15 protein-coding genes are annotated in these 19,221 nt (G+C 73.8%); 9 read left to right on the top strand and 6 right to left on the bottom strand.

Going from position 1 to position 19,221, the window contains the following annotated elements; genetic code table 11:
- The first annotated feature begins 205 nt into the window (after positions 1-205).
- The 5 genes from ACIBVL_RS41605 (at position 206) to ACIBVL_RS41585 (ending at position 5,874) form a co-directional block, all read left to right on the top strand.
- On the top strand, positions 206-598 hold the full coding sequence (locus ACIBVL_RS41605; RefSeq protein WP_399106198.1) for an ankyrin repeat domain-containing protein: 393 nt from the start codon (positions 206-208) through the stop codon (positions 596-598).
- Positions 599-924: 326 nt separating this feature from the next.
- Entirely contained in the window at positions 925-2,346 is a 1,422-nt protein-coding gene (locus tag ACIBVL_RS41600) for a HEAT repeat domain-containing protein (protein WP_399106196.1), read from the top strand.
- A 215-nt stretch (positions 2,347-2,561) separates the two neighbouring features.
- Positions 2,562-3,689 carry a glycosyltransferase family 4 protein gene (locus ACIBVL_RS41595; protein ID WP_399106194.1) on the top strand — a complete coding sequence of 376 codons (1,128 nt, stop codon included), beginning with the start codon at positions 2,562-2,564 and terminating at the stop codon, positions 3,687-3,689.
- Positions 3,686-5,014: a glycosyltransferase gene (locus ACIBVL_RS41590; protein ID WP_399106192.1), complete on the top strand. Its 1,329-nt coding sequence runs from the start codon at positions 3,686-3,688 to the stop codon at positions 5,012-5,014. Before ACIBVL_RS41595 ends, ACIBVL_RS41590 begins: the two co-directional genes overlap by 4 nt.
- Positions 5,011-5,874 carry an SGNH/GDSL hydrolase family protein gene (locus ACIBVL_RS41585; RefSeq protein ID WP_399106190.1) on the top strand — a complete coding sequence of 288 codons (864 nt, stop codon included), beginning with the start codon at positions 5,011-5,013 and terminating at the stop codon, positions 5,872-5,874. Before ACIBVL_RS41590 ends, ACIBVL_RS41585 begins: the two co-directional genes overlap by 4 nt.
- Positions 5,875-5,887: 13 nt before the next feature.
- Here ACIBVL_RS41585 and ACIBVL_RS41580 read toward each other — a convergent pair whose 3' ends face one another.
- The 5 genes from ACIBVL_RS41580 to ACIBVL_RS41560 are packed head-to-tail and all read right to left on the bottom strand — an operon-like array spanning position 5,888 to position 10,302.
- Positions 5,888-6,757, bottom strand: a complete 870-nt coding sequence (locus tag ACIBVL_RS41580) for a biotin-dependent carboxyltransferase family protein (protein WP_399106188.1) — start codon at positions 6,755-6,757, stop codon at positions 5,888-5,890.
- Positions 6,754-7,377, bottom strand: coding sequence for a 5-oxoprolinase subunit PxpB (pxpB, locus tag ACIBVL_RS41575; protein WP_399106220.1), 624 nt, complete (start codon positions 7,375-7,377; stop codon positions 6,754-6,756). The genes ACIBVL_RS41580 and pxpB overlap by 4 nt, the downstream gene beginning before the upstream one ends.
- Before the next feature lie 2 nt (positions 7,378-7,379).
- Positions 7,380-8,138, bottom strand: coding sequence for a LamB/YcsF family protein (locus ACIBVL_RS41570; RefSeq protein WP_399106186.1), 759 nt, complete (start codon positions 8,136-8,138; stop codon positions 7,380-7,382).
- 20 nt (positions 8,139-8,158) lie between these two features.
- Complete coding sequence (locus tag ACIBVL_RS41565; protein WP_399106184.1) at positions 8,159-9,004, bottom strand: putative hydro-lyase; 846 nt, start codon at positions 9,002-9,004, stop codon at positions 8,159-8,161.
- Positions 9,001-10,302, bottom strand: a complete 1,302-nt coding sequence (locus tag ACIBVL_RS41560) for an MFS transporter (RefSeq protein WP_399106182.1) — start codon at positions 10,300-10,302, stop codon at positions 9,001-9,003. Before ACIBVL_RS41560 ends, ACIBVL_RS41565 begins: the two co-directional genes overlap by 4 nt.
- A gap of 174 nt (positions 10,303-10,476) precedes the next feature.
- Here ACIBVL_RS41560 and ACIBVL_RS41555 point away from each other — a divergent pair, with 174 nt between their 5' ends.
- From ACIBVL_RS41555 to ACIBVL_RS41540, 4 genes are all read left to right on the top strand, one after another.
- On the top strand, positions 10,477-11,190 hold the full coding sequence (locus ACIBVL_RS41555) for a GntR family transcriptional regulator (RefSeq protein WP_399106180.1): 714 nt from the start codon (positions 10,477-10,479) through the stop codon (positions 11,188-11,190).
- An 80-nt stretch (positions 11,191-11,270) separates the two neighbouring features.
- On the top strand, positions 11,271-12,800 hold the full coding sequence (locus ACIBVL_RS41550; protein WP_399106178.1) for a hypothetical protein: 1,530 nt from the start codon (positions 11,271-11,273) through the stop codon (positions 12,798-12,800).
- Between the two features lie 52 nt (positions 12,801-12,852).
- Positions 12,853-13,731 carry a hypothetical protein gene (locus ACIBVL_RS41545; protein ID WP_399106176.1) on the top strand — a complete coding sequence of 293 codons (879 nt, stop codon included), beginning with the start codon at positions 12,853-12,855 and terminating at the stop codon, positions 13,729-13,731.
- 92 nt (positions 13,732-13,823) lie between these two features.
- Positions 13,824-18,443, top strand: coding sequence for a hypothetical protein (locus ACIBVL_RS41540; protein WP_399106174.1), 4,620 nt, complete (start codon positions 13,824-13,826; stop codon positions 18,441-18,443).
- A gap of 55 nt (positions 18,444-18,498) precedes the next feature.
- Here the strand turns inward: ACIBVL_RS41540 and ACIBVL_RS41535 are convergent, their stop codons facing one another.
- Positions 18,499-19,095, bottom strand: a complete 597-nt coding sequence (locus tag ACIBVL_RS41535; RefSeq protein WP_399106172.1) for a hypothetical protein — start codon at positions 19,093-19,095, stop codon at positions 18,499-18,501.
- Positions 19,096-19,221 lie beyond the last annotated feature (126 nt).

Genomic DNA, 19,221 nt, shown 5'->3' with positions numbered 1-19,221 from the left:
TAAAAGGTGCAACTGGGTGAATTCCGGAGGATTTCCCCCAGGCGGCCGAAGGTCTGGCGGGCCGCCTGAGCAGGAGAATTGCGGCGAACGGGGTTTTTCGTGATCTTTGCCTCGGACGGGACCGGCCATGTGCGCGACGAGCCAGTACGCTGACGATTCACCTGAACGGTTGTAGCGAGTCGTGAGCGAGAGGCGGTCCAGGCCGATGACTGAAGCCCCCGACCCCGAGGTCGTGGAGCTGGCGACCAAGATCTTCGATCTTGCCCGGCAGGGCGCGACCGAGGAGCTCGTGGCGTACGTCGACGCGGGCGTTCCGGCCAACCTCACCAACGACCGCGGCGACTCCCTGGTGATGCTCGCCGCCTACCACGGCCACGCCGACGCGGTCCGGGCCCTGCTGGCCCGCGGCGCCGAGGCCGACCGGATCAACGACCGAGGCCAGACCCCGCTCGCCGGGGCCGCCTTCAAGGGTGAGACGGACGTGATCAAGGTCCTTCTGGAGGCGGGCGCCGACCCGTCGGCGGGCACCCCCTCGGCCGTCGACACGGCCCGGATGTTCGCCAGGGCCGAGCTCCTGGAGCTGTTCGGCACGCCCTGAGCCGAGCGTGCTCCTGCGCAGGTAGGACGAAGTTCCTGACCAGGTAAATCAACGACCACGGGGGAGGCGGTACGGGGCCGCCGGAAATTTCGGTCGCGGCAGGCTGAACAGCCGGGTCATCATGACGACGTGATTCACGGACGCGATGGCTGGGCAGGTGTTGCCGCACCGCGCGGGCCGTGATGCGGTCCGCATGGGCCACCGACGAGAGGCAGAGGAAGATGGTCTACAGCAAGCAGGAAACGGCGGGCGCCCCGACGTGTTGTCACGCGGCCAGGTAGTGCACGTCCCCGGTTGCGTCGACGCTTGATGTGAGGCTGTTTCCCATGTTCGATCCGGTCATAGCGCCCAGCGGTACGCTGCTCGGCCTCCTGCAGAGGGGTCGCGGCGACGGCACGCTGCACGCGCTCACCGCCCCGCGCGCCGAAGCGCTCGCGGCACTGAACCACTGTGTGCTGCGCGATCCCCGCCACGACTGGCAGCTGGAGAACCGCTCCCTGTACTACGCCCGACTCTTCCTCGACCTCGGTGGCGAACTGGACGAGATCGAGGCACACCTCTTCGACGTCGAGGACGCCTTCGACACCGAGGAGTCACGCACGGGCCTCGCCCTGGCCGTCCTCGGTCATCTGGCCTCCTACGGCAGGCGGGACGCCCTCGAACTGCTGCGCAGGTACGCCGCCTCGGGCGCCAACTGGGCCTGGGCCCTGGACGAGCTCGCCCTGCGCGACGACGACGCCGGCCTGCGCGCCCTCGCCACGCCGGTGCTCGCGCGGTTCGCCCCGGACGCCGAGGGCGAGGCCGAGTTGGCCGCCGCCGTCCGGGACGCCTTCGAGCCACGGCCCTGGCGGCTGTGGGCCGAGGATCCCCGCGAGTACGTCTCCACACGCGTGCGTGCCGCCCAGGAAGCCGGCTGTTTCGACCGCTGGCAACGCCAGATGAGTTCCAGCGGGCCACGCCCCGGCTGGAGCGTGCGGGCCGTGTTCGAGTGGGCCCAGCAAGGTGTGGAACGCGGCGCGGCCCTCCATGTGCCCGCCGCCCGCTGCCTCACGGCAGTGGCCGGCCCCGAGGACCGGCCGGAAATCGTGCAGGCCGCCAAGGACGGCCCCGAGGGAGCCCGCTGTACGGCCCTGCGCTATCTCGCCGACTGCAACGATCCCGACGCCCTCGTGCTGATCGAGCAGGCCGTGGCCGGCGGCTCCACGGCCGTCGTGGAGGCCGCCGTCGACGCCTTCGAACGCATGCGCAGCCTCGCCGCCGTCGACCGGGCCCGCGGCTGGGCCCACCGGCCCGACGCCCTCGGGGCCGCAGCGGGCCGCATGCTCGCCTGTCGGGGCGGCACCAGGGACAGCGACCTTGTCCTCGGCGCCCTGCGCGAGGCCGTACGAGGCGAGGGCTGCGACGCGCCGACCCTGTGGACCCTCGTCGACGGCGCCGGACGCCTAGGCATCGTCTGCGCGGCCCCCGTGCTGCGCCACATCTACCGTGAGACGGCCTCCTCCCATCTGCGCGAGCGCTGCGCCCGCGCACTCGCCGCCACCGACCCCTCCTTCGCCACCGGCTTCGCCGTCGAGTGCCTCTGGGACTGCGAGGAGGCCACCCGTGAGATCGCCGCCCGGCACGCCGAGACCGGTGACGCCCGGGTCGTGGAGCGCCTGCGCCGGCTCGCCGCCGACCCCGCCGAGGAGGCGGAGGTCCAGACGGCCGTACGGAGCCGGATCGGACCGGACGCGGCGTCCGCCATGTAGCCGGACGCGACCGGAGGGGTCGCCGCGCGCCTCCCGGGTGAACACGGGATGACCCTGGGGTCGGACGGGTGTGGACACCGTCTGACCTGCCGGGTGAGCGGCACAGGCGTGCCGCTGGGCCGCGCCGGGGCGCGCAGCGCAACGCTCACGGGACGTTTGTCGGCCGGAAAGATCCACGTTGTCGCCGCCACGTCCAAGGCGGCGACAACACGGGTATGCGTGTCGTCATCGTGACCGAATCCTTTCCCCCCGACGTGAACGGCGTGGCCCACTGCGCGCTCCAGACCGCCCGGCACCTCGTAGATCGCGGTCACCTTCCGCTCGTCGTCGCACCGGCCACCGCCGCCGGTACCGGGCCGGACGCCGAGGCGCCCTGCCCCGTCGTCCGTGTCCCCTCCCTCCCGCTCCCCGGCTACCCCCAGGTCCGCGTCGCCCTCCCCAGCCGACGCGTCGCCGCGGCCATCACCGAGCACGGCGCCGACCTGGTCCACCTGGCCAGCCCCTTCGTCCTCGGCGTCCGCGGCATGGCCGCCGCCGCGAAACTCGGCATCCCCGCCGTCGCCGTCTACCAGACCGACCTGGCCGGATACGCCCGCACCTACATGGGCGCCGGCGAGACCACCGCCTGGCGGCGCATCCGCTCCGTCCACGCCGCCGCCGACCTCACCCTCGCCCCCTCCACCGCCGCCCGCCACGACCTGGAGACGCACGGGATACCCCGGGTCAAACTGTGGCCGCGCGGCGTGGACACCGTCCGCTTCCGCCCCGACCACCGCGACGAGGCACTGCGCCGCGAACTCGCCCCGAACGGCGAACTGATCGTCGGCTATGTCGGCCGGCTCGCCCCCGAGAAGCAGGTCGAACTGCTGGCCGGGGCATGCGGTCTGGAGGGCGTGCGAGTCGTCGTGGTGGGCGACGGGCCGAGCCGGGCCCACCTGGGCGAGGCCCTGCCCGGCGCGGTGTTCCTCGGGCGGCGCACCGGGGACGACCTCGCCCGGATCTTCGCCTCGCTGGACGTCTTCGTGCACACGGGGCCCTTCGAGACGTTCTGCCAGACCGTGCAGGAGGCCATGGCCAGTGGTGTGCCGGTGGTCGCCCCGGCCGCCGGCGGCCCCCTGGACCTGGTCGCCCACGGGCGCACCGGTCTGCTGGTCCCGCCGCGCGACACGGCCGCCGTACGGGACGCGGTAGGGTCCCTGGCCGCCGATCCCGCCCTGCGGACGGCGTACGGCGAGGCCGGGCGCGGCATGGTCGAGGGGCGCACCTGGGCCGCCGTCGGCGACCGGCTCATCGGGCACTACGCGGACGTGCTGGCCGCGCGCCGACTGGTGGTGGCGGCATGAGCGGGGGGTCGCTGAGGATCGTCCGCCTGGCCAACTTCGTGGCCCCCGCCTCGGGTGGGCTGCGCACCGCGCTGCGCGAACTCGGCAAGGGCTACCGCGCGGCGGGCCACGAGCCCGTCCTGATCGTGCCGGGCGAGCGGGCGACCGACCGCGAGACCGAGCAGGGCCGGGTGATCACCCTGCCCGGCCCGCTGCTGCCCGGCACCGGCGGCTACCGCGTCCTCACCGACAAGCGGCGCGTCGCCCGCCTCCTCGAAGGCCTCGAGCCCGACCGCCTGGAGGTCTCCGACCGTACGACGCTGCGGTGGACCGGCAAGTGGGCGCGGCGCGCCCGGGTCCCCGCGGTGATGGTCTCCCACGAGACCGCCGACGGAGTGCTGCGTACCTGGGGCGTGCCGGAAGCGGCCGCCCGCCGCACCGCCGACGCCCTCAACATCCGTACGGCCCACACGTACGCGCGCGTGGTGTGCACCACCGAGTTCGCCGAGCGGGAGTTCGTGCGGATCGGGGCCCGGAACGTGGTGAGGGCCCCGCTCGGCGTGGACCTCGTCGAGCGGCATCCGGCGCTGTACGACGCGGGAGTGCGGGCCCGGTACGCGCGCGTGGACGAAGTGCTCCTGGTCACCTGCACCCGGCTGTCCGTCGAGAAGCGGCCCAGTACGGCACTGGACGCCGTCGAGGCGTTGGTGGCACGGGGCGTACGTGCGGTGCTGGTGATCGCCGGGGACGGGCCGCTGCGGCCGGGGCTGGAGCAGCGGGCCCGGGAACGGGGGCTGCCCGTGATCTTCCTCGGGCACGTGGGCGACCGGGGGGCCCTGGGGGCGCTGCAGGCCTCCGCCGACGTGTGCCTGGCCCCGGGGCCCGCGGAAACGTTCGGTCTCGCCGCGCTGGAGGCGATGGCCTGCGGGACACCCGTGGTGGTGAGTGCCTCGTCGGCGTTGCCCGAGGTGATCGGGACGGCGGGGATGGTCGCGGCGGATGCCGGGGCGGCTTTCGCTGACGCGGTCGAGAACCTTCTTCAGCGATCCCGGGCGGAGCGCAGTGAGGAGGCACGCGCGCGTGCGGAGTGCTTCGGGTGGGGGGCGTCGGTGGAGGCGTTCCTCGCGGCGCACGATGCGACGGTGCCGTTGCGTTCTGTGGCGGGCCGTGCGACGGCGCGGGAGCGTGCTGACGTGAGTGGTGCGACGGGACGGGAGCGGTCCGACGCCGGCGCTGCGACGGGGCGGGAGCGTGGGGACGGGAGCGTTGCGACGGGGGCGGAGCGTTCCGGCGAAGGCGTCGCGACGGTCCTGGATCGTCCTTTCGTGCCCGGAGGCCTCGGATGAGACCCCTTCGTTTCGTCGCGCTCGGAGACTCCCTCACCGAAGGGGTGGGTGATCCGGCGGGAGAGGGGTGGCGCGGGTGGGCCGCGCTGCTCGCGGGACGGCTTGCCCAGGAGTCCCCGATGGAGTCCGTGGAGTTCACCAACCTCGCGGTCAGCGGGGCGCAGACGAGGGACGTGCTGGAGCGGCAGCTCCCGGCCGGGCTGGCGCTGCGGCCCGACGTCGTCTCCGTCGTCGTAGGCGTGAACGACACGCTGCGCTGCACCTTCGACATCCATGCCGTCGCCGCCCGGCTCGACACGGTGTACACCGCCTTCGCCGAGCAGGGCGCGGTCCTGCTCACGGCGTGCCTGCCCGACCCGGGCGCCATGCTCGGCCTGCCCGGGGCGCTGGCCCGTCCGCTGGCCCGGCGGCAGCGTGCGGTCAACGCCGTCGTCCACGCGCTGTCCGAAAGGTACGGGGCCGTCCACCTGCACGCGGCGGAGGGCGCCTGGCTGACGGACCGGGCGATGTGGAGCGCGGACCGGCTGCATCCGGGCGAGCGGGGGCACCGGCAGTTGGCCGTGCGTTTCCACGCACTGCTCGCGCAGGCGGGCCTCGCCGCCGGACCGGCGCCCTCACCCGAGCCGGAGTCCCCGGCGCCCACGGCCTCGGCCGGCCTCTGGTGGCTGGCGACCGCGGGCACCGGCTGGGTGGCCCGGCGCTGCACCGACCTGCTGCCGCAACTGCTCACGCTGGCCGTCGACGAGATGCGCCACCGCGCGCGCGGGACGAGTGCCCGGCTCGACCTGCGGGCGTCCGCGGCGGTCTCCGCGGCCCTTGCCGCGCTGTCGACGGCGGAACCCCAGCCGGACGCCGTCTGAGCCGCGCCGGGCGTCAGCGGCGGCGTACGCCGACGAAGCGGACCGGTGTTCCCGGTACTGCCTGGGCGGCGGCCGGGAGGTCGGCGGTGCGGACGACTCCGATCACCGGGTAGCCCCCGGTGGTCGGGTGGTCGGCCAGGAAGACCACCGGCTGGCCGTTGGGCGGCACCTGCACGGCGCCCAGGACCATGCCCTCGCTGGCCAGTTCACCGGTCAGGGCGCGCTCCAGCGTGGGCCCCTCGGTGCGCAGCCCGATGCGGTTGCTCGCCGGGGACACCCGGAACGCGCTCGTGGTGAAGGCGTGGACCGCCGCCGGCGTGAACCAGTCGTCGCGCGGCCCGAGCGTGACCCGGAGGACGAGTTCGGCCGGGGGAGCGGCTTGCGGGGCGACGTCCACGCGCGCGTGGCGGCCCGGTTCGGCGCCCAGGGGCAGGACCGTGCCGTCCGTGAGGGGCGCGGGGCCGAGGCCCGAGAGCAGGTCCGTGGAGCGGCTGCCGAGGACCGGTTCCACGGCGATGCCGCCGGACACCGCCACATAGCTGCGCAGCCCGGAGACGGCGGACCCCACGTCCAGCACCGCCCCGCCGGGCACGCGGAGGGGAGCGCCCCAGGCGGCCGGACGGCCGTCCAGCATGACGGGGCAGGGGGCGCCCCCGACCGCCACGGTGACGGCGGAACGAGGCCGTACGGCACAGCCGTTGACGGTGGTCTCCAGGACCGCCGCCTCGCGCGGGTTGCCGACGAGCCGGTTGACGAGGGCCGCCGCGGGGGCGTCCAGCGCGCCGGAGCGGGGCACACCGAGGTGGGCGTGCCCCGGCCGGCCCAGGTCCTGCACGGTGGTGAGCGCCCCGGCGCGGACGACGGAGAGCGCGCGGTCGGTCACCCCGCACCCACCGGCGCCGCGACGAAGCGCACACGCGTGCCCGGTGACAGCAGCGCGGCCGGTACCCGCGCGTGGTCCCACAGGACCACGTCCGTGCTGCCGATCAGCTGCCAGCCGCCCGGCGAAGAGCGGGGGTACACCCCCGTGTAGGGCCCCGCAAGGGCCACCGAGCCCGCCGGTACGGCGGTGCGCGGCGTGGCGCGGCGCGGAACGTCGTAACGCGGCGGGAGACCGGTGAGGTAGCCGAATCCGGGTGCGAACCCGCAGAAGGCGACCCGGAACTCGGTGCCGGCGTGGATCCGCGCCACCTCCCGCTCGGACACACCCCAGTGCGCGGCGACATCGGCGAGGTCGGGGCCGTCGTAGCGCACCGGCAGCTCGATCACCTCGCGCGCGTGCGGGGGAGCGGGCGGGACGTCCGCCGAGGTCAGTTCGGAAGTCAGACGGACCGGGTCGTCGACGCCGTCCAGGAGCACCGTCCGGGCCGCCGGGACGATCTCGCGGGCGGTCAGCAGTCCGGCGGTGCGGCGGCGCAGCAGCTCCGCGTGCAGGGCCTCGGCCTCGCGTCCCGAGGCAACCTCGACGAGCAGTCCGTCGTCGCCGACGGGCAGCACCCGCATGCTCATGCGAAGGCCTCCACCCGTACGCCCGACTCCTCCAGCCGTTTCCGGACCCGGCGGGCCAGGTCCACCGCGCCGGGTGTGTCGCCGTGCAGACACAGGGAACGCGCGCGCACCTCGATGGGCGGCCCCGCCTGGGAGGTGACCGTACCGGAGCGGGCCAGACTCAGGGACCGCTCGACGACGGTGTCCGGGTCGGTCACCACGGCCCCGGCCCGACCACGCGGCACGAGCGTGCCCTGCTCGGTGTACGCGCGGTCCGCGAACGCCTCGGTGACGGTCGGCAGGCCCGCCTTCCGGGCCAGGTCCAGCAGACGCGAGCCCGGCAGTCCGAGCAGGGGCAGCGTGGCGTCGGCGAGGAGCACCCCGTCGATCACCGCGCCGGCCTGCTCCTCGTCGTGCACGACCCGGTTGTAGAGCGCGCCGTGCGGTTTGACGTATGCGACGCGGGAGCCCGCCGCCCGCGCGAAGACCTCCAGGGCGCCGATCTGGTAGGCCACCTCTGCGGCCAGTTCGGCGGACGGCACGTCCATGGCGCGCCGCCCGAACCCCGCCAGGTCCCGGTAGGAGACCTGCGCGCCGATCGTCACGCCCCGCTCGGCGGCCAGTCCGCAGACTCGCCGCATGGTGGCCGCGTCCCCGGCGTGGAAGCCGCAGGCCACGTTGGCGCTGGTGACGACGGACAGCAACTGCTCGTCGTCGGTGAGCTGCCAGCGGCCGAAGCCCTCGCCGAGGTCGGCGTTCAGATCGATCGCGGTCATGGATCCTTCCTGTCTCCTGCTCAGGCCACGCGGTACTGCTCGTCGCGGGCGTCGGTGAGGAACATCTGTCCCGGGGCGTGGGTGAGGGCGAACGGCGGGCGCGAGGCCATCACCGCGGCCTGCGGGGTCACACCGCAGGCCCAGAACACCGGGATGTCGTCCGGCTCGGCGTCCACCGGGTCGCCGAAGTCGGGCCGGCCGAGATCGTCGATGCCCAGGCCCGACGGGTCGCCGCAGTGTACGGGGCTGCCGTGGACCGCCGGGAGCAGACTGCTCTCCCGGATGGCGGTTGCCAGGTGCTCCGGCGGCACCGGACGCATCGACACCACCATCGGGCCGTGCAGGCGCCCCGCCGGCCGGCACTGACGGTTCGTCACGTACATCGGGACGTTGCGCCCCTGTTCGAGGTGGCGGATCGGGACGCCCGCCCCGGCCAGCGCCCACTCGAAGGTGAAGCTGCAGCCGATCAGGAACGACACCAGGTCGTCCCGCCAGTACGCGCGGGCGTCCGCCGGCTCGTCCACCAGCTCGCCGTTCTCCCACACCCGGTAGCGCGGCAGATCGGTGCGCAGGTCGGCGCCCTCGGCCAGGACGGTCGTCCAGGAACCGGCGTCCGTGACGTCGAGAACCGGACACGGCTTCGGGTTGCGCTGGCAGAACAGCAGCATGTCGTACGCCCAGTCCGCGGGCACCGAGATCAGGTTGACCTGGGTGTGCCCCGCGGCGACCCCGGCCGTGGGACCCGCGAGGCCCTCCCGGAAGCGGGACCGCGCGAATTCCGGGCTCCACGCGTGCGCGTGCTCGTCGACGAGAGTCAGGGGGCGGTCGTCCACGAGGGTGGGACGACGGTCCTGTATGCGCTTCACTCGAGTTCCTTCCCACGCGTCTCCGGCAGCCCCAGCAGCGCCAGGGCGGCGATTGCGTAGCCGATCGCGCCGAAGACCAGCGCGCCGCCCACACCCCAGCTGTCGGCCAGGAAGCCGACCGAGGTGGGGAAGACCGCGCCGACGGCACGGCCGGTGTTGTACGTGAAGCCCTGCCCGGTGCCGCGCACGGCCGTCGGGTACAACTCGCTCAGGAAGGAGCCGAAGCCGCTGAAGATCGCCGACATGCAGAACCCGAGCGGGAAGCCGAGGACGAGCAGCAGGGTGTTGGCGCCGTCGGGGATGTTCGCGTACGCCAGGATGCAGATGGCCGACAGCAGGGCGAACAGCCAGATGTTGCGGCGCCGGCCCAGCCGGTCGGTGAGGTAGCCCCCGGTGAGGTAGCCGAGGAAGGCGCCCGAGATCAGGAACGTCAGGTAGCCGCCGGTGCCGACCACCGACAGACCGCGCTCCGACTTCAGGTACGTCGGCACCCAGGTCGCCAGCGTGTAGTAGCCGCCCTGGACGCCGGTGGACAGCAGCCCGGCGAAGACGGTCGTGCGCAGGAGGGGGCCCTTGAAGATGGCCGGGAACGAGCCCTTCTCGGCGCTCTGCTCGCGCGCCGCCGTGGCCTCCGGCGCGTCCTTGACCTGCCGTCGCATCCACACGACCAGCAGCGCGGGCAGGGCACCCGTCCAGAACATCACACGCCAGGCCATGTCGTCGCCGAAGAACGAGAAGACGAGTGTGTAGGCGATCGCGGCGAGACCCCAGCCGACGGCCCAGGAGCTCTGAATCGCGCCCAGGGTGCGGCCCCGGTGCTTCGCGCTCGCGTACTCGGCCACCAGGATCGCGCCGACCGCCCACTCACCACCGAATCCGAGACCCTGCAGGGCGCGGAAGACCAGCAGCGTCTCGTAGTTCGGCGCGAAGCCGCAGGCGACGGTGAAGACGGCGTACGTGATCACCGTGATCATCAGCGCCCTGACCCGGCCGATCCGGTCGGCCACCACGCCCGCGACGGCGCCGCCGATCGCGGACACGACCAGTGTGACGGTGGTGAAGAGGCCGGTCTGACCGCTGTCCAGGCCGAAGTACGCCGACAGCGCGACCATGCTCAGGGGCAGCGTGAAGTAGTCGTAGGAGTCGAGGGCGTAGCCGCCGAACGCGCCGGCGAAGGCGCGGCGGCCACGCGGACCGAGGGCCCGCAGCCAGGCGAACGCCCCGTCGTCGGAGGGCTGTTCGGCGGTGACGGGGCGTGTGCCGGTGGTCGGGGCGTGCGGTGGTGGGGTCGTGCTCATGGGGCACCTCGCAGAGGGATGACGGAGGGCGCTGGAAGTGAGCCGTGCCGTGCGGGAGCGGCCGGCGCCGCGGTGGGGACGGGGCGGTGCCGTGAACAGGAAGGTAGAGGATCGTTGAACGATCCTTCAATACCCGTGTTGTTTCGTTCTCGTGTTCTGCGGTTGAATTCCGGCATGGCAGAGCAGCTGGCGGGACTGGCCGACGACCGCGCCCTCCTGGGGCGCACCAGCACGGCCGAGCGTGTTTCGGACATCCTCAGGAGCCGTATCGCCGACGGGTTCTTCCCGCCGGGGACGCGCCTGTCGGAGGACAGCATCGGCGGAGCGCTCGGCGTCTCCCGCAACACGCTGCGCGAGGCGTTCCGGCTGCTCACGCACGAACGGCTGCTCGTCCACGAGCTGAACCGGGGCGTGTTCGTACGGGTCCTGACCGTCGAGGACGTCGAGGACATCTACCGCACCCGCGCGCTCGTCGAGTGCGCCGTCGTGCGGGGGCTGGGCGAGCCGCCGTACGCCCTGGACGCACTCCGGGCGGCCGTCACCGAGGGCCAGGTCGCGGCCGTCGAGAATGACTGGAAACGAGTGGGTACCGCCAACATCCACTTCCACCGCGAACTCGTCGCCCTGGCCGCCAGCGCCCGCACCGACGAGCTGATGCGCAGCGTCTTCGCCGAGCTGCGCCTCGCCTTCCACCTCGTCGACGACCCACGGCGGCTGCACGAGCCGTACCTCATGCGCAACCGCCGGATCCTCCAGGCCCTGGAGGCCGGCGACAGGGGCGAGGCGGAGAAACTGCTCGAGGTGTACCTCCAGGACTCACTGGAACGGGTCGTCGAGGTGTACCGGCGGCGGGTGGGAGAAGGGGCTGGTGGCGGGGGCGACGCCTGACCCCGTCTCCCGGCCGGGTGAGGCGGTCGCATCTGCGGTCGTTTGGGTTGTTGTCAGACCGAGGACCTACTCTGTGCACCGTGACTTCGCCTGCATCGACGGACCGAGTTCCGCCCCAGCTCAGCGCGGGGCCGCGCCCCGCTCCGGGCCCGGCCGCCGACGAGGGACTGGCGCGGCGGCTGCGCGCGCTCGCCTGCACCGCGCCCATCCACGACCTCGACGTGCGCAAGGCCAACCTCGCCGGTGAGTACTCGGTGTACGGCATGGCGGAGATCGCCCTCGCCGCCATCGACCTCGTCACTTTGAACATGGACTTCGACACCGGCGCCGACCACGACCAGATCGTGGCCCGCCTCATCCCGCGCATCGCCGCACAGGCCCCCCAGCGGCCCGCAGCCGAGCATGAGCGGGTGGCCCGCTGGGTCCTGGAGAACCTGATCAACGTCGGCAGCGTCGACCGCGGTTTCCGCGCCGTGTACGGCACCTTCGCGGCCGACGGCACCTATGTGCGCCGCGACTACGACTTCAAGCTGCTCGAGGAGGTCCCCGGCCACGGGGGAGCGGTCTACCTCCGGACCACGGACGAGGCGGTCAACGTCCTCGTCGGAGCCCTCGACACCGACGTCACCAGCGCGCAGATCGCCGCCGAGGTCAAGCTGGAGGTCCTGATCCGCCGCGGCCGGCTCGCCGACGCCCAACTCGCCGCCGAACAGGCCCGCTACCGCACCGTGCAGTACTCGGAGACCCTCCGCCGAGCCCTGGAGGCGACCCGGCGCAACGTCCGCGCGGTGGACTGGCTCAACACCGTCCCCGACATGATCGCCGAGGCCCTCGACCACGTCGCGGACCGCTATCGCCACGAGAACGCGATCCTCACCAACATCCGCCGGGCACGCGACGAGATCGAGGACGCAGAGAACAAGCGGCGCGCCGCCGAACTCGTCGACATCGTGAAGGACTGCATCCGCAGGCACACCCAGCTGCAGTCCCGGCTGCTGGAGGCCGGCCCGCTGTTCCGCGCGGAACAGGACCGGCAGGCCTTCGCCACGCCCATGACGTCCTCCGGGATAGATCTCTACGGCCATCTCGTCGCGCCCGTGCTGCCGTTGCCGCTGGAGCAGGCGGCCCGGGTCACCGACGCGTTCTTCGCGCGCGGGACCGGGTTCCGGACACCGGTGTCCGTGCGGGTGGGCGATCTGGTCGACCTGCTCCTGACGCCGCCGGTGGAGCGGGAGCACCTGGGGGCCGAGATGCCGGAGCCAGACCTCATCGCGACCCCGGACGACAGCCGGTTCAGCGAGGAACAGCTGGCGGTCGCCAAGGAGTTGCTCGATCTGCCCGCCGACGCGCCGCGGCGGCTGTCGGGACTCCTGGCGGAGGCGCGGCGCACCGGTGACCTCGAACTGCCGTACCTGGTGGCACTCTTGGCGGTTCACGCCGCCAGCCCGGCCGTGGGCACGGCTTACCGGCAGGGCGAGGAGAAGCTCCTGTTCGCCGTGGACGACGGCACGGAGCTGGACGACCCCGAGTTCGGCGGAGCCGACCTGATAGTCGGCACCGCTCTGCTGGACGCCGCGGGGATGGCGGCCGACCGCACGGAGGCCGCATGAGCCGGGCCGGGAACCTGATGAACGAGCACGAGTACACCAAGGAGCCGAAGCCGTGACCGAGCACGTCGAGTGGAGCGACACGGAGGCCCCCGCCCCGGCGGTGAACGCCCCCGTCACCCCCGCCGACGCCGCCGACGCGGCGCGGCTCGTCGCCTTCGGGCTGCAGCCCAAACTCCAGCCCGCGCGTGACCAGGAGTACGCGGACCTGCTGCGGCGCCACCGGGAGGACCCGGCGTTCGCGCGGCTCGCCGACGCCGTCGCCGCCGGGCTCGGACTGGTCGTGCTGGAGGTGTCCCCGCGCGCGGGGATGGCCGTCACCGCCGCCGAGGACTCGGTCTTCGCCGTGCGGATGGGGGACTACGCGCGTCGCACGTCCGCCGACGGCGGGGACCGCTTCCTGCACGGGCTCGCCCATCTCGCCGTCGCCGCGATGGCGTTCCCGCGACCCGAGGACCTCGCCGACGACGGGTACATCGGGCGCGTCAGCGTCAACGGCGTCGACGCCTTCGTGCGCCAGGCCTGCCGCCGGCTGGAGGAGCGCGCCGAGGCCCAGGGCGAGAACACCGACCCTGCCACCGACGCGCCCGGCCTGGAGGCCGCCTGGCGGATCTGGGCCAGACGCAGCGCCGCCGGTGCCACCAAGGACGCCCGCAGACTCGCCGGCTCGACGACCGGCATCGTCGGCAAGGCCGTCGCCTTCCTCACCGACTCCGGCTTCCTCCAGCGCACCGGCGACGACAGTGGCGGCACGTACCGCACGACGGCCCGCTACCAGCTCCAGGTCCGGGACATGGCCGGCGGTGCCGCCATGGCCGAGCTGCTGGAACTGGGCGTCGTCCCGGTCACCGACGGCACCCCGACGCTGCTGCCCGCCGAGGAGACCGACGACCTGGAGCTGGTGGCCGACGCCGGGCTGCCGTTCCACTCCTGAGGCTGCCGAAGCCCCGCAGAGCTGCCGAAGCCACGTAAGGCTGCCAAAGCTCTACACCCCCCTGATCTGCCGAAGACTTACGAGAGTCCGCCATGTACGAGCTGTCCCGGGTCCGCCTCTACTCCATCGGGCCTGCCGGTGCGCGCTACGCCGACACCGTGCTTGACCTGCGGGGCGTCGGCGACGTCGTGCCCGACCCCGCCCCCATGCAGGCGGAGTTCTTCGAGGAGGAGCCCGTCGGCCCGCCGCGCCGGCCCGCACCCGCCGGCGTGCTCTTCCTGGAGAACGGCGGCGGCAAGTCCGTCCTGCTCAAGCTGATCTTCTCGGTGATGCTGCCGGGCCACCGCAACACCCTCGGCGGCGCCAGCTCCGGCGTGCTGCGCAAGTTCCTGCTCGCCGACGACTGCGGGCATGTGGCCCTGGAGTGGCAGCACGTACTGACCGGCGAGTGCGTCGTCGTCGGCAAGGCCAGCGAGTGGCGCGGACGGCAGGTCTCCAACGACCCACGTAAGTTCGCGGAGGCCTGGTACTCGTTCCGGCCCGGGCCCGGGCTCAGCCTCGACAACCTCCCCGTCGCCGAGTCCACTGCCGTACGGCCGCCCGTCGAGGGCGCCTCCGGCGCGCAGGGGCGGCGGCGCACCATGAAGGGGTTCCGGGACGCGATCACCGAGGCGGGGAAGGCGTATCCGCACCTGGAGGTGCACTGGGAGGAGATCCACGACCGGTGGGTCGAGCACCTCACCGAACTCGGCCTCGACCCCGAACTCTTCCGCTACCAGCGGGAGATGAACGCCGACGAGGGCGAGGCGGCCGGCCTCTTCGCGGTCAAGAAGGACTCCGACTTCACCGACCTGCTGCTGCGAGCGGTGACGGACACGCGCGACACCGACGGGCTCGCCGACCTCGTGAGCGGCTTCGGCAACAAACTGGGCCGCCGTGCCGAGCTGATCGCCGAACGGGACTTCACCGCCGGGTCGGTGGACCTGCTCGGGCGGATCGTGGAGGCCGCCGAGGCACGCTCACGTGCGCGTGACATCCACACGGGCGCCGAGCGGCGTACCCGCACGCTGGCCCGCCGGCTGTCCGCCCGGGGCCTGCAGGAGCGGGTACGCGCCGCCGACCTCGCCCAGCGGGTCACGGCCGCCGCCTACGCCGTCACCCACTCCGAGGGCGGACGCGAGCGCAGCGCGCTGATCGCCGCCGAGCTCGCCTTCCGGCACGCCTCTCTGGCGCTCGCCGCCGCGGAGAAGTCCGCCGCCGCGCAGAAACGCGAACTCGCCGACGCCCGCACCCTGCACGCCGCCTGGCAGGCCGCCGAGGCCGTCCTGCGCCACCGCGCCGCCTCCGACCGCGTCACGCGCGTGTCCGCCGCGATCCAGGAGGCCGAGCGCGACGCCGCCCCGGCCCTCGCCGCCCGCGCCAGGGCCGCCGTCGACCTCGTACGCGCCCTGCACGCGGCCGCCGAGGGCGCCGAGGCCCTCGCCAACGAGGAGGAGGAGCGCTCGGCCGCACTCCAGGAGGTCGGCGAGACCGCCCACCGGGACTCCACCTCCGCCGCGACCGAGGCACAGCGCGCCCGCAGCGAGATCGGGCATCTGCGCCAGCGGCTCGCGGAGGTCGAGCAGGAGACCGCCGAAGCCGTCCGCGCGGGCTGGCTGGACGACAGCGCGCCCGACGCGGACCCCGCCCGCGCGGCCCTCGCCGCCAGCGACGCCGAGAAGACGGCCGTGGCCGCCTGGGACACCGCCCGTGAGGCCTCCCACAGGGCCACCGAGCACGCCCGCGAGGCCGCCTCCGCCGAGTCACGCGCCGAGCTGACCGCGGCCCGCGCGGCCGACGCGGCGACGGCCGCACGGCGCTCGTACGAGGCGGAACGCCGGCTCGCCGAGGCCCTGGCGGGCGAGGAACGGCTGGCGGAGCTGCTCGGCCTCACCGGCGGTGCTGCGCGCGGGCCGATCCCGCAGCCCCGGCAGGACGGCGACAGCGCCGACGGCCCCTCCCTGACCCCGGAGGACCTCGACCGCTGCGCCGGCGAACTGCGCGAACTCCTCGACGACGCCGTCTCCTCCGCCGAACGCCAGCTCTTCGAACTGCGCACCGCGGCCGCCGACGATTCCCGCATCCTCGGCGCGCTCGGCGACGGCGGGCTGCTGCCGCCCGGCCCCGACGTGCTGGCCACCGTCGAGTTCCTCGGCGAGCACGGTATCCCCGCCCTGCCCGGGTGGCGCTACCTCGCCCAGGCCGTCGACCCCGCCGACCACGCGCGCGTGCTCGCCGCCCGCCCCGAGCTGGTCGACGGCGTGATCATCACCGACCCCGACTCGCACGCACGCGCGCGTGACGCCCTCAGCGGCGCCGCGCTGCTGCCCCGCTCGGCCGTCGCGGTCGGCACGGCCGCCGCCCTGCTCGCACCGCCCCCGGCCGCCGATGCCCAGAGCGGTGACGTCTTCCTGGTACCGCCGAACCCGGCCATGCACGACGAGCACGCCGCCGACGAAGAGCGGCAGGCGCTGCGCGCGCGGGCGACCGAGCGGGACGAGGACATCCGCCGGCTCGCGGCGCGGCTCGGCAAGGACCGGGAACTGGCCGCCCGCCTCGCCTCCTGGCGCACGGGCTGCCCGGCGGGGCGGCTCACCGAACTCGCCCGTACCGCCGAGGAGGCGCGCGCCTTCGCCGAGGAGTCCGAGGCCGAGCTCGCCGAGGCACGGACCGTGCGCGCCGAGGCGGACGAGGCCGCCGCCGAGGCCGCACAGGTCCGCGACGAGAAGCAGGAGGCCGCCCAGAAGGCCCGACGCGCCGCCGACGCCCTCGCCGGGCTCGCCTTCCGGCTGCGCGAGCGGGCGGGCTGGCAGGTCAAGCTGCGGGAACTCGCCGACGAGGCCGCCGAGTCGGAGGCCCGCGCCCAGGCCTGCCTGGAGCACGCCCGCGCCGCGGACGAGGACCGCCGCGCCGCCCAGCGCGCCGCCGACGACGCCCGCCGCACCGCCCGTGCGCTGCGCGCCGAGCGCTCCGAGATCGCCGGGGCCCCCGACGACGTACCGGAGGACGACACGGACGCGCCGAAGTCGTCCCTGCCCGCCCTCCGCGAGGCCTACCGCGCCGCCTCCCAGCTCTACGAGAAGGTCGGCGTCGGCGCCGACCTGCGCGCCGAGCAGGCACGCGCGGAGAGCGACGAGAGCGCCGCCCGCGCCGAACTGGACCGGCTCAGCAACAAGGTCCGCACCCGCGCCGAGCAGTTGCTCCAGTCCCCCGACGGCTCCGACGGGCCGTCCCGGCAGGCCGCGGCCGCGCGTGCGGAGGAGCTCGTACAGCTCCTGGAGACCCGCGTGTCCACCGCCAGCGAACAGCTCGGGCGGCTGCGCGGCGAGGCCGAGCGGCACGCGCCCGAGGACGGCGACGCCCACACCGAGCTGCCGGAGGAGCTCCAGCCGCGCGACGCCGAGCACGCCCAGGCACTGCTGCGCACGGCCACGGCCGAACTCACCTCCCGCACCGAGGCGTTGGCCCAGGCCCGAGAGGCACACACCGAACTGCTGGACGCGCACCGGGCCGCCGAGGACGCGGCCGGCGGCTTCGACGAGATCGCCGCGATGCTCCGAGACCTCCTGCGCGAGCACGCCCCGGAGGACGAGCAGGAGGCGCCCGAGCCCTACCCCGGCACCTTGGAGGAGGCCCGCCAGTCGGCCGCCGAAGCCCGCCGCTCGCTACGCGGCTGCGCCGCCGACCTCTCCGCCGCCGAGTCCGCCGTACGCGAGGCCGGCGACGTGCTCGTTCGGCACGCCAACTCCACGCGCTACGAGCAGGTTCGTACACCTGCCCGGCAACAGATCCGCGAGCTGCCCGCCTCCGCCCTGCCCGAGCACGCCCAGAAGTGGGCGGACGCCTTCGCGCCCCGACTGCGGGTGCTGACCGACGAGTTGGAGCAGCTGGAGCGCAACCGGGACTCGATCGTGGACCGGCTGCGAGGCCTCGTCGAGTCCGCGCTCGCGACCCTCCGCTCCGCCCAGCGGCTGTCACGCCTGCCCGAGGGGCTGGGCGAGTGGTCCGGCCAGGAGTTCCTGCGCATCCGCTTCGAGGAGCCCGACCAGGCCACCCTCACCGAGCGGCTCGGCGAGGTAATCGACGACGCGACCCGGGCGGCCGTGAAGAAGAACTCCGACCTGCGGCGCGACGGCATGTCGCTCCTGCTGCGGGGCGTCGCCGCCGCGCTCCAGCCCAAGGGCGTCGCCGTCGAGATCCTCAAGCCGGACGCCGTACTGCGTGCGGAGCGCGTGCCCGTCGGGCAGATGGGCGATGTGTTCTCCGGCGGCCAGCTGCTCACCGCGGCCATCGCCCTGTACTGCACGATGGCGGCACTGCGCTCGAACGACCGGGGCAGGGACAAGCACCGCCACGCCGGCACACTGTTCCTCGACAACCCCATCGGCCGCGCCAACGCGACCTATCTGCTGGAGCTGCAGCGGGCCGTGTCGGACGCGCTGGGTGTGCAACTGCTGTACACCACCGGCCTGTTCGACACGACGGCCCTGGCGGAGTTCCCGCTCGTCATCCGGCTGCGCAACGACGCCGACCTCAGGGCGGGCCTGAAGTACATCAGCGTCGAGGAGCACCTCCGCCCAGGACTGCCCCAGCAGCCTCAGGCGGGCGAGGCGGTGCACAGCGAGATCACGGCGACCCGGATGTACAAACGCCCGGACCCGAGCGCCCCTTGACCGGCAGGGTGCCCTGCGCCCGGTAGGGGCGCGGGGACCGTGTCGCCGGCCGGCCTCAGGGGTGGGACAGCCGGCCGGTGCCGCCCTGCCTGCCTATCCGCTCCTGCGCCCGCTCGGCGGCCCTGGCCTGCCGCCGGGCCACGCGGCGCTCACGGCGCAGCGACCGGGCGGTGCTGCTCGGCGTCGACACCACGCCGTTGCGCTGGTTCCACACCTGGCGGGTCACCCAGACGTCCAGTGCCGACCAAGTGGCCACCACCGTGCTGACCACACTGCTGATCACCATGGGAAAGGCCAGCCAGGACTCGGCGAGGGTGCACAGGAACGCCACCATCGCCTGAAGCAGCGTCACGGCGATGATGAGCACCGCCCGCACCGCCGCCCTACGTACCGGGTCGGGCATCCGGCGTCGCCGCGCGGGCTCCTCGACCCACAACGGCCGGTAGGCCGAACGCATTTGCGCCGGGATGGCCGCACCCTTGGTGCCGTCCTTCCAGCCGGTGCCGCGTCCCTCCACCGGAATGTCGCGATCCGGTTGTTCGGGATCCTGCAGCGCCGTACCGCGCCCGGCCACACCCTCTTCGGGCGCCACGCGCCGCTCCGCCGTGCCCATCAACGTGTCACTCCCCACCGCCGACAGCAGACCGCTCATTTCCGGGCCGAAGGCCCGGCTCCCCTGTGGCTGCCCGGCTTGCTCTGTTTTACGCCGCCCAGGTGCGGCCTGCGGCTCCTGTGGCCGATTCCGCCCCTGATTCCCAATGTGTAGGACGGGTGAGAC

Origin of the sequence: Streptomyces sp. NPDC049687 (assembly GCF_044465285.1) — a bacterium.
In the GTDB taxonomy this organism is placed as follows: Bacteria; Actinomycetota; Actinomycetes; order Streptomycetales; family Streptomycetaceae; genus Streptomyces.
Note: the sequence above shows the minus strand (reverse complement) of the source record. Positions and strands in the feature narration are given on the sequence as shown.

What these genes read in the sequence shown, in the direction of transcription:
- ACIBVL_RS41605 (WP_399106198.1), top strand. Translation starts at nt 206, where the DNA reads ATGACTGAAGCCCCCGACCCCGAGGTCGTGGAGCTGGCGACCAAGATC.
- ACIBVL_RS41600 (WP_399106196.1), top strand. Translation starts at nt 925, where the DNA reads ATGTTCGATCCGGTCATAGCGCCCAGCGGTACGCTGCTCGGCCTCCTG.
- ACIBVL_RS41595 (WP_399106194.1), top strand. Translation starts at nt 2,562, where the DNA reads ATGCGTGTCGTCATCGTGACCGAATCCTTTCCCCCCGACGTGAACGGC.
- ACIBVL_RS41590 (WP_399106192.1), top strand. Translation starts at nt 3,686, where the DNA reads ATGAGCGGGGGGTCGCTGAGGATCGTCCGCCTGGCCAACTTCGTGGCC.
- ACIBVL_RS41585 (WP_399106190.1), top strand. Translation starts at nt 5,011, where the DNA reads ATGAGACCCCTTCGTTTCGTCGCGCTCGGAGACTCCCTCACCGAAGGG.
- pxpB (WP_399106220.1), bottom strand. Translation starts at nt 7,377, where the DNA reads ATGCGGGTGCTGCCCGTCGGCGACGACGGACTGCTCGTCGAGGTTGCC.
- ACIBVL_RS41570 (WP_399106186.1), bottom strand. Translation starts at nt 8,138, where the DNA reads ATGACCGCGATCGATCTGAACGCCGACCTCGGCGAGGGCTTCGGCCGC.
- ACIBVL_RS41560 (WP_399106182.1), bottom strand. Translation starts at nt 10,302, where the DNA reads ATGAGCACGACCCCACCACCGCACGCCCCGACCACCGGCACACGCCCC.
- ACIBVL_RS41555 (WP_399106180.1), top strand. Translation starts at nt 10,477, where the DNA reads ATGGCAGAGCAGCTGGCGGGACTGGCCGACGACCGCGCCCTCCTGGGG.
- ACIBVL_RS41540 (WP_399106174.1), top strand. Translation starts at nt 13,824, where the DNA reads ATGTACGAGCTGTCCCGGGTCCGCCTCTACTCCATCGGGCCTGCCGGT.
- ACIBVL_RS41535 (WP_399106172.1), bottom strand. Translation starts at nt 19,095, where the DNA reads ATGAGCGGTCTGCTGTCGGCGGTGGGGAGTGACACGTTGATGGGCACG.